Origin of the sequence: Rhodococcus sp. APC 3903, from assembly GCF_030407755.1 — a bacterium.
GTDB classification, from domain to species: Bacteria; Actinomycetota; Actinomycetes; order Mycobacteriales; family Mycobacteriaceae; genus Rhodococcus_F; species Rhodococcus_F erythropolis.
This window is the reverse complement of sequence record NZ_JASDCV010000002.1, coordinates 287,037-296,332: the sequence shown is the minus strand read 5'-3', so window position 1 is coordinate 296,332 and position 9,296 is coordinate 287,037. Positions and strand designations below refer to the sequence as shown.

The following is a 9,296-nucleotide window of genomic DNA, read 5'->3' as shown; positions in this document are numbered from 1 at the left end:
CGATCGCAGTGCCGTTCGACTTGAACTGCACCGTACCGACAGCATTGTTCGGAGCAACCGTCGCAGTCAGATCAACCGCAGTACCCGTGATCGCCGTCGCCGGAACCGAGAGCGACGTCGTGGTCTCGACATCGACCGGAGCCGAAGCAATGCTGATTGTCGCGAGCGGACCCGCGCCGGCATTGAGCGGTGTGGTGTCCTTGTTCTCGCGGGGCGAGCAACGGGTCGGCGCCCACTGTGTACCAAGGAAACTCGCCTTTGCGAGCTGAGTGCTGAAGTTTTCGCTGGCACCGAGGTTGCCGGCCGTACCCGCGGTCCTCACCTTCGGTTGGATCACTCCCGTCGCACCAGCGACCATTGTTACGTCGACTGCGGGAAGCCGGAACCAGGTGTCTCCGTTGCCGTTTGTCGAGCCATCGAGGTTCTTCTTGGACTTCGGTACTCGAATACCTCCCTCCGAGTTGGTACTCGTCGTCGGACTGTTGCCGATCACCTGGTTGTTTCCGGACAGCCGAAGGATCCCGCCGCTACCGTCGACGTTGCCAGAGTCATTGACCCTGAGAACGTTCGGTGCGACGCTGTCGAGTCCGACCGAGGTGCCCGCGACGACGGCCGCGGAAACGAACGTCGCGTTGGCCGGGATTGCGTAGTCGACCTTGAGACGTGACAGGTTCGTAGTCGTCGCGCCGGAATCCTTGTCCGGATACGACGTTCCGCTCGGCTGAATTCGGTAGGTGAAAGTCTCGCCGGGTTGGACAGAAGCGGGTGCGTCGACCGTGATGAGGTTGTCGGTGACCTTGTGGACGTCTCCGATGATGGAGCCTGCGACACACGCTGTTTTGAAACCGGTGGTCGAGATCGCGGCGGATGCGGGCGTGCCGATCAGCAGCATCCCCGCGACCATGGCGGTTCCGGTTATGGGCACGGCGAATCGCCGCAACTGAGAGATTTGGGGCATGGGCACTTCCTTCGGAAGGGCAAACATGAGCAGTGGATTCGGACAAAACGTGTGCGCGCCGTCACAACATAACGAAAAAACTAGTACGTGTACTACTTTTGGCAAGACACTTGTCCAATTCACCCCGGACTCACCCTCACATCACCTGACGGGGGATGGAAAAGCAGGGTATGGAAGCCCGATTGAACGCAAAACTAACGCCAAAGCGGTCTATCGACAACGCTTTTGGTGGTCAACTCGTCAATCGGCGGGAAAAATTTGATATTCCGCCAGTTCAGAAAAAGTTCCAAACCTACCAGTACGAAAGTACGAATCAGGGCCGCGACGGAGTGCGTCGCGGCCCTGATTGTGTTTGTTCAGTGTGTCAGCGAAGCACATCCGTGCCGACGAACGGCACCAATGCCTCGGGCACTCGCACCGAGCCGTCGGCCTGCTGATGGTTCTCGAGAATCGACACGATCCAGCGCGTCGTTGCCAGGGTGCCGTTGAGAGTGGCAGCCGTCTGCGGCTTGCCGTTCTCGTCGCGGTACCGAACTCCGAGGCGGCGGGCCTGGAAAGTCGTGCAGTTGGACGTCGATGTCAGCTCGCGGTAGGTGCCCTGCGTCGGAACCCATGCCTCGCAGTCGAATTTACGCGCAGCCGAAGAACCGAGATCTCCGCCGGCGACGTCGATCACGCGGTACGGAACGTCGATGGCCGCCAACATGTCTCGCTCCCAGCCGAGGAGACGCTGGTGTTCGGCGTCGGCATCCTCGGGACGGCAGTACGTGAACATCTCGACCTTGTCGAACTGATGGACACGGATGATGCCGCGGGTGTCCTTGCCGTAGCTTCCGGCCTCGCGGCGGAAGCACGACGACCAACCGGCGTAGCGCTTCGGGCCTTCGTTCAGTTCGAGGATCTCGCCCGAGTGGTAGCCGGCCATGGGTACCTCGGAAGTTCCGACAAGGTACAGGTCGTCATCCTGCAAGTGGTAGATCTCGTCCGAGTGAGCACCGAGGAAGCCGGTACCCGCCATGATTTCCGGGCGTACGAGCACCGGCGGAATCATCATCGTGAATCCGTTGGCGATCGCCTTCTGCGCCGCCAACTGCAGCAGTCCGAGCTGGAGCATGGCTCCGTAGCCGGTCATGAAGTAGAAGCGTGAACCCGAAACCTTGGCGCCGCGTTCCATGTCGATCAGGCCGAGCGACTCACCAAGCTCGAGGTGATCCTTCGGCTCGAAGTCGAACTTCGGAATCTCACCGACGTGTTCGAGCACGATGTAATCGTCCTCGCCGCCGGCCGGCGCACCTTCTTGTACGACGTTGGAAATCGCGCGGTGTGCGGAGTCGAGCGCGGCCTGCGCCTCGTGCTGCGCGGCCTCGGCTTCCTTGACCTTGGCCGCCAGTTCCTTGGAACCCTCGAGCAGCGCGGGACGCTCCTCCGGAGATGCCTGTCCGACCTTCTTGCCGAAGGCCTTCTGCTCTGCGCGGAGGTTGTCTCCGGTCAGAACGGCAGCGCGTCGGGACGCGTCGGCTTCGAGCAGAGCGTCGACCAGTCCTGGATCTTCTCCACGGGTGCGCTGCGACTCGCGGACGATTTCGGGGTTCTCACGGAGAAACTTGAGGTCAATCACGACTTCGAACTTTACCCACTCACCGCAGCTCGCCGACGGTCACGTCCATGTCGGAGAGGGGGAGATCACGATTCGAGCAGACTCAGGTAGTCCTCGCGTCCGAACATCCGAGCCGCGTCGACGGCAGTCGGGTGTCCACCTTTCGGGTCGGCTCCCCCGCTCACCAGCGCTTTCACCACCGCATCCTCGCCCTTGAAGACGGCTCCGGCGAGGGGTGTCTGGTTCTTGTCGTTGGGCCGGTTGACGTCGGCGCCGCGCTCGATCAAGGCAACGACGGCGTCAGCGTGACCGTGATACGCCGCCAACATGACGAGCGTGTCGCCACTCTCGTTGGTCAGATTGACGGGAACTCCAGCATCGACATACGACGCCAGCCCGGCCGCGTCGCCGGTTCGTGCCATGTCGAAGAGCCGGCCCGCCAGCTCGACAGCCTCGGGATCGAGTGGGGTGTTTTCGCTCATGACTACAAAATACTCACAGACGCGTTTGTGAGTTTTGTAGTGAAGGTTCGATATCGCCACGGCAACAGGCATGATGGAATCGATGTCCGAAGACAAGATCGAGAAGTCGCCAGATCCGGCAGATCCCCAGGGGACGCCGGCGAAGAAAACTGTCTCAGCGAGTCGCACCCGTCGGGTCCTGGCTGCTGTGGCGGTAGGTGCGGTGGTCGCCGCGATCGCAACGATCGCGATTTCCGGTGGATTGAACAAGGACGACTCGTCCTCGGTCAGTGTCAGTGGTGGCGGTCCAGCAGCGACGGGATCTACTCGCGACGACGCCTTCACCGCGGCTGCGGCCGGCGACTGCCTCAACTGGACGCCTGCGACCGAGTCGGGCGGGGACCGCACGGACATGTCAAAGGTTCAGTGCGGAACTGAACACCGCTTCGAGGTTGCCGGACCACTCGACCTCTCGGTGTTCCCCGGCGCCGAGTTCGGCCCCGGTTCCCGGTACCCGGGCGCCCTTCGATTCGCCGAACTCCGCGACGAGCACTGCACACCCATCGTCATGTCCTACCTCGATTCGAAGTTCGATCCCAAGGGCAAGTTCAGCGTCGGCCTGATGTTCCCGAGCGAATCGGGTTGGGCTTCGGGCGAGCGCGCACTGCGTTGCGGCTTGCAGTTCTCGACCACGACCGGCGAACTACAACCGTTCGTGGGCCGCGTGGCGGACCAGGACCAGTCGAACGTGTGGGACGTCGGCACGTGCATCGGCATCAACCAGAACCTCCCGACCGATCCGGTCGATTGCGCGAAACCGCATGCATACGAGGTCATTTCGGTGATCGACCTCGGCACTCAATTCCCGGGCGCAATGCCGTCGGTCGAAGATCAGGACCGTTACCTCGAGGGCGTCTGCACTCAGGCGTCCAACGAGTACCTTGGTTCCGCAGACGCGCTTCGCGACAAGACGCTGACGCTGTTCTGGGACAACATTTCACTGGAAAGCTGGTTGGCCGGTAGCCGCCGAGTCAATTGTTCGATCGGCAAAGAGGTCGAAACCGGCGGGTTTGCCGCGATCACCGGAAGCGCCAAGGGCGAAATCCTGATCAACGGCGCCGCTCCGGTCCCGCCACCCGCTGCACCGGAAGGTCGGTCGCTGCCGACGCCGTTGCCCGGCGCAGCTCCGCCGTCGTAAGCCATGACGGTGACTATGACGCCCGACCGGTTCGAGGAACTGGTCGGCGAGGCGCTCGATCTGATTCCGCCCGAACTTGCCAAGGCCATCGACAACGTCGTGGTGCTTGTCGAAGCACGTGACGAGGAAGAACCGGGGCTGCTCGGTTTGTATCAGGGCGTCGCTCTGACCGAGCGGGATTCTCATTACGGTGGGTACCTGCCGGACACGGTCACTATTTTCCGCGATTCGATACTCGACATCTGTGCATCCGAGGACGAGGTTGTTCACGAGGTTGCCGTGACCGTCATCCACGAGATCGCGCACTACTTCGGTATCGAAGAAGACAGATTGCACGAACTCGGCTGGGGCTGAGGGCAAAGTCGTCCGATTCCGGGGGAACCAAAAGCGGCCGGCATGCATCAAACTATGTGCGGGGGGATTTCTACGGCTGTGTGCACGACCTCCCGACCACTTATCCGCCCTGGTCAGGAAGGAGTTCGGCACTATGTACGTCGACCCTCAAGCCCTAGTTGCCGCCGCAATGGAACTCGAGTCTGCGGCGACGCGATTGCGCGGAATCGTCTCTACTGCGCAGCCGACGCTACGCGTTCTCCCAGCCGGATCCGAAGAAGTGTCCGGTAGCGCGGCAAATTACTTCAACACCATCTCGGGCAGCCTTGCCTCGTCCACCGATCGGGCAATCGAGGAGCTCACCGCGGCTGCGGCAGCTCTGCGCAAGAATGCAGCTGCCTACGAGCTCGAAGACCAGCTCACCAAGTCCAGCCTGGCAGCCGCACCGATCTGATCGACAGAAATCGAACTCGGTGACTCGGCAACTCGGCAACTCGGCAACACAGTCACACTTCCTGGGGGGGAAGAACAATGGTCGGCATCACCGGCGTCATCTGGTATCCACGGGGCGCAGCACCCAACTCTGCAGCACTGGTCGCCGGGGCCGGGCCGGTCCCTCTCGGTGTGGCGGCCGGGGCCTGGTCCACCGTGTCGTCCGGACTGACCGACACCGCTGCGTCCATCTCTCGCGTGATGGCGGACCTTCGCACCGGGTGGTCAGGAGAAGCCGCGGATGCCGCGTTGAGCAAGTTCGCACCGTTCCAGGAATGGGCTGCCTCGGCCGCGCTGCTCGCCGGAGAAACCGCTGGTAAAGCCCAAGTGCAGTCCGGTTCCTACACCGTCGCCACCCTGGCCATGCCGTCCCTGGCGGAGATCGCGGCGGTTCAAGCGGCCAAGGTCGCCGCATACTCCATCGGCGGGGCCCTGGTCGGCGGGGCTGCTGCCGCCGAGGCTGCCGAAGAAGCACTCAAAATTCGAGCGGCGGTGACGATGGAAACGTACGACGCCGCAACGACGCATCTGGCCGTGCAGCAGAACTTCGATTCACCACCGTCCATCGCGGAACCCACAGCTGGGGCATCCGCTTCGGCCGAAAGCCCAGGCAACGCCGCACGACAGTCCGTCGCGCAAGCGGCATCAACGCTCGCTGACGTAATCGCGGATCCCGTGCGCGCCGCAACCGCTGCTGTCGCATCCGTAGTTTCCAACCCGGTATTTGCCGCCGCTGCCTCACAGGCCGGTGCCATCTCCGGTGGAGCGTCGGTCGCCGTCAGTGCCGCGACCACCGCCGTCACGGGCGCCACCACTGCCGCATCAACTCTCGCGACGGCCGGAGCAGGACTCACCGGACTGGGCGGCGCAGGGCTCGGTGGCGCGAGACTCGGCGCTTCCACACCATCACTGTTCGGCACCCCGTCGGCAAGTCGGGCAACGGCACAGGTCAGCGCAGCTTCCGCGACCACCGGAGCCGGAGCATTCGCGGGCTCGTCGTCGAGCAGCAGCACCGGCCGGCACGCTCTTCCGGATCCCTCCACCGGCCAGAGCGCCGCGCGCCAGAACCCCGTGACCTCGCCGGTTCAGGGCACCGTCGATACCGTCAAAGTGGATCCGGCCCGAACCGCAGGCGGATCTGCGCCGATCGCCGGCGGCCGTCATGCGGCCCAATCTGAAGACGACACCGAGCACGACACACCTGATTATCTGAAGCACTTCGAGCACTTCGCCGACGGCCGAACAGTCATCCCGTCCGTGATCGGTGGCGCACTCGAAACTGCAGAGCGTTGATGGTGGACCTCGGCACCTCACCTGATGGGTGGAATTTGCCTGTCGTCGCCCTCTCACAGGACGAAATCGACTATGTACGTGAGCGACTCGGGCTCGATGCGCTTCCGGTGGTTCTCGGTGGCGCGACGGTTCACGCCAGTGCGAGCGCTCACCATACGGCGATGCAGTCCGCGGCAGATTCGCTCTCCGAGCGCGATCTCCTCCCCGGCGGGGAGATCCATCACGAACTCAGCGCCCGCCTACGCGTCCTGACCCACCCCAAATGGGAGTTGGCGCTGCGTCGGCATGTCGGTGGAAGGATTTCACGCCTCTGCGTCGCACAGGGCGAATTCCTTTGTGTCGAAGCAACTTCAACCGATTCTTCGTTCGCATTGTGCAGCGTCACCGCCGAACCAGCTGCACCCGTCGTCACCGCGCTCGGCAGCGCCGAAGCAATGCCGATTGCCGTGATCAACGCACCGACCGAGATGCTCAGCCTGGCATTCGGCGCCGGCCCGGATGCAGACAGCGTGACCTCGGCCTTGATCAACGCCGGGATACCCGAAGACGACGCGCGCCAACTGGGTAGCGCAATCGTCACATGCACCGCCTTCGCCGAATTGGTTGGAATACCACACAGTTTGGGAGCGACGACGCTCATGACCGGCGCAGTGACTGTGTACGACACCTTGGCCGGCCGGCTCGTGGGTTCGACTACTCGGGCTGCCGACGGCACCGAGTGGACGTCCATCAGTTCCGGAACACCGCATCGCCTGCGACAAGCCGTGAACGCGCTGGTAACCGAACTCGAGGAATCGACGCCGGAGACTTCCGGGTAACCTCGGGGCGTCCCTTCAACGCCCGGAGCCTTACTTCAGCATGCAGTTCTCGCGTCAACCGTCGTCACCGGGCGAACAAGGCTCGGTCGCCACGATCGACCGGCCGAACGAAGAACGGGCAACAACACCGCACCGACAAGACCTGAACGGACTGCGTGGCCTCGCCATCGGTTTGGTGGTCGTATTCCACGTGTGGTTCGGACGGGTATCGGGCGGGGTGGACGTCTTCCTGGTTCTGTCCGGATACTTCTTCGTCGGCTCACTGGTTCGACGCGCCGAAGCCGGGGGTTCACTCAACCCGGTCCCGGCACTGCGGCGGGTGTTTCTGCGGCTGTTCCCCCTGATCGCGGTGGTCAGCATTTTGACCGCACTGGGGACCGCGTTGCTGCTGCCACGCACACGCTGGGCCGATCTGGGTGATCAACTGATCGCGGTGCTCGGGTTCTTCCAGAACTGGCAGCTCGCCAGCACCGCAAGCGACTACCTGGCCGCTGACGGCTCGGTCACTCCCCTGCAGCACCTGTGGTCGATGGCCGTGCAAGGTCAGTTCTATCTCCTGGCCATCGCACTCGTCTCCGTGATCGCTTATGTGGCTTCACGCGTGAATCCCAACTATTTCCGCCCGTCACTCGCGGTCACCCTTCTGGTTCTGACCGCAGGATCTTTTCTCTACGCACTCGCCAAATCTTCGCGTCACCAAGCCTGGGCGTACTACGACTCCGGCGCCAGGTTGTGGGAATTGGCCCTCGGTGGTCTGCTGGCCGTTCTGATGACCAGCACGCGCAGTCGGCAGATCGCATCCCTGCCGTTCTCGGTCAGAGCGACGATCGGCTGGGCGGGGCTTTCGTCGATCCTGTTGTGCGGCATAGTGCTCGACGGCGCCCAGCAGTTCCCCGGCCCGTGGGCGCTGGTACCGGTGCTGGCCACTCTTGCGTTGATACTGTCCGGAGTCGGCGACGACACACCTTGGACGTCGAAGACGCTCGCCCATCCGGCACTGACGTGGCTCGGCTCGTTCGCATTCGCGCTGTACCTGATTCACTGGCCGATTCTGGTGTTTGCACTCGTGATCACCGGACGCCCCGAAGCCGGCCTGCTCGGCGGGGCACTGATCATCGCCCTCTCCGTCGCGGGGGCGCTTGCACTCCGGCGCCTGGTCGAGGTTCCGGTGGAGCGCGGAGGCCGCTCGCGCCGGTACACCGTCCTGGCATGCGTCGTCACCGCTGCCGCGGTCCTCGCCGCTTCGGTCGCCTGGCAGTCGTACGCGAGCAGCCAGACGACGGGCCAGCGGGCGGTCGACACCCTCGACCTCCCGACCCATCCCGGCGCACTCGCGCTCACCGACGGTGCCGAAGTACCCAAGGCGTCGATGGTTCCCTCGATCTTCGATGCGCCACTGGACCTTCCGGCCAGTACGCTCGACGGCTGTATCGCCGATTTTCTCGAGCGGGACGTCGTCCACTGCACCTATGGCGACGCCGATGCAGACAGAACCATCGCGCTCGCGGGTGGTTCGCACTCCGAGCACTGGCTCACTGCGCTCGACGAACTCGGCAAGAGTCACGGGTTCCGCGTCGACACGTATCTGAAGATGGGCTGCCCGCTCACCGTCGACTCCATGCAGACGTTGTCGGACAACGACTATCCGGATTGTGTCGACTGGTCGCGTGGAGTGCTGACCGAGTTGGCCGACGCCTCACCCGATTTCGTGTTCACGACGGCAACCAGGCCGAGTTCCGACGGCCCTGGTGACGTGACGCCCGAATCGTACGTTCACGTATGGGAGGAACTGGGGCGCGACGGTATCGACGTCCTCGCCATTCGCGATACCCCCTGGCTGCACCACGACGGCGTCGCCTACCGCGCGATCGACTGTCTGGCGACAACCACGTCACCCGATCACTGCGCGATGCCACGGTCCGAAATGCTCAGCGACGTCAATCCGGCGCCGTCGGCAATTGCCGATCTGACCAACGTCCGCCTACTCGATCTCAGCGACGGTGTGTGCGGACCGGAGTTGTGCCGCGTCGTGGAGGGAAATGTGTTGGTGTATCACGATTCCCACCACCTGACAGCCAGCTACGTGAGCACACTTTCCGCTGAACTCGGGCGCCAACTGAGCGTCCAGACCGGTTGGTGGTGAAGC

8 protein-coding genes and 1 pseudogene are annotated in these 9,296 nt (G+C 63.3%); 6 read left to right on the top strand and 3 right to left on the bottom strand.

Annotated features, from left to right (window positions below):
* The 3 genes and pseudogenes from QMA15_RS03860 to QMA15_RS03850 form a co-directional block, all read right to left on the bottom strand.
* A pseudogene (locus QMA15_RS03860) lies at positions 1-958 on the bottom strand (Ig-like domain repeat protein); the annotation flags it as partial.
* Between the two features lie 364 nt (positions 959-1,322).
* Positions 1,323-2,576, bottom strand: coding sequence for a serine--tRNA ligase (gene serS / locus QMA15_RS03855; RefSeq protein ID WP_003945400.1), 1,254 nt, complete (start codon positions 2,574-2,576; stop codon positions 1,323-1,325).
* 65 nt (positions 2,577-2,641) lie between these two features.
* Positions 2,642-3,037, bottom strand: a complete 396-nt coding sequence (locus QMA15_RS03850) for an ankyrin repeat domain-containing protein (protein WP_003945404.1) — start codon at positions 3,035-3,037, stop codon at positions 2,642-2,644.
* An 82-nt stretch (positions 3,038-3,119) separates the two neighbouring features.
* On the opposite strand from QMA15_RS03850, the gene QMA15_RS03845 reads away from it, so the two are divergent.
* The 6 genes from QMA15_RS03845 (at position 3,120) to QMA15_RS03820 (ending at position 9,293) form a co-directional block, all read left to right on the top strand.
* A complete protein-coding gene (locus QMA15_RS03845; protein WP_029254194.1) occupies positions 3,120-4,214 on the top strand; it encodes a septum formation family protein in 1,095 nt (364 codons plus the stop codon).
* Positions 4,215-4,217: 3 nt separating this feature from the next.
* Positions 4,218-4,568 (top strand): metallopeptidase family protein, encoded by a 351-nt coding sequence (locus tag QMA15_RS03840; RefSeq protein WP_007736028.1) that lies wholly within the window; start codon positions 4,218-4,220, stop codon positions 4,566-4,568.
* 133 nt (positions 4,569-4,701) lie between these two features.
* Positions 4,702-5,001: a PE family protein gene (locus QMA15_RS03835; RefSeq protein ID WP_029254193.1), complete on the top strand. Its 300-nt coding sequence runs from the start codon at positions 4,702-4,704 to the stop codon at positions 4,999-5,001.
* Positions 5,002-5,078: 77 nt separating this feature from the next.
* On the top strand, positions 5,079-6,332 hold the full coding sequence (locus tag QMA15_RS03830; RefSeq protein WP_290283699.1) for a PPE domain-containing protein: 1,254 nt from the start codon (positions 5,079-5,081) through the stop codon (positions 6,330-6,332).
* The gene (locus tag QMA15_RS03825; protein WP_060938687.1) at positions 6,332-7,150 is read left to right on the top strand and encodes an ESX secretion-associated protein EspG; all 819 of its coding nucleotides are present in this window, start codon (positions 6,332-6,334) and stop codon (positions 7,148-7,150) included. The genes QMA15_RS03830 and QMA15_RS03825 overlap by 1 nt, the downstream gene beginning before the upstream one ends.
* Positions 7,151-7,190: 40 nt before the next feature.
* Complete coding sequence (locus QMA15_RS03820; RefSeq protein WP_029254190.1) at positions 7,191-9,293, top strand: acyltransferase family protein; 2,103 nt, start codon at positions 7,191-7,193, stop codon at positions 9,291-9,293.
* The last annotated feature ends 3 nt before the right edge of the window (positions 9,294-9,296 follow it).

What these genes read in the sequence shown, in the direction of transcription:
- QMA15_RS03825 (WP_060938687.1), top strand. Translation starts at nt 6,332, where the DNA reads ATGGTGGACCTCGGCACCTCACCTGATGGGTGGAATTTGCCTGTCGTC.
- QMA15_RS03840 (WP_007736028.1), top strand. Translation starts at nt 4,218, where the DNA reads ATGACGGTGACTATGACGCCCGACCGGTTCGAGGAACTGGTCGGCGAG.
- QMA15_RS03830 (WP_290283699.1), top strand. Translation starts at nt 5,079, where the DNA reads ATGGTCGGCATCACCGGCGTCATCTGGTATCCACGGGGCGCAGCACCC.
- QMA15_RS03845 (WP_029254194.1), top strand. Translation starts at nt 3,120, where the DNA reads ATGTCCGAAGACAAGATCGAGAAGTCGCCAGATCCGGCAGATCCCCAG.
- QMA15_RS03850 (WP_003945404.1), bottom strand. Translation starts at nt 3,037, where the DNA reads ATGAGCGAAAACACCCCACTCGATCCCGAGGCTGTCGAGCTGGCGGGC.
- QMA15_RS03835 (WP_029254193.1), top strand. Translation starts at nt 4,702, where the DNA reads ATGTACGTCGACCCTCAAGCCCTAGTTGCCGCCGCAATGGAACTCGAG.
- QMA15_RS03820 (WP_029254190.1), top strand. Translation starts at nt 7,191, where the DNA reads ATGCAGTTCTCGCGTCAACCGTCGTCACCGGGCGAACAAGGCTCGGTC.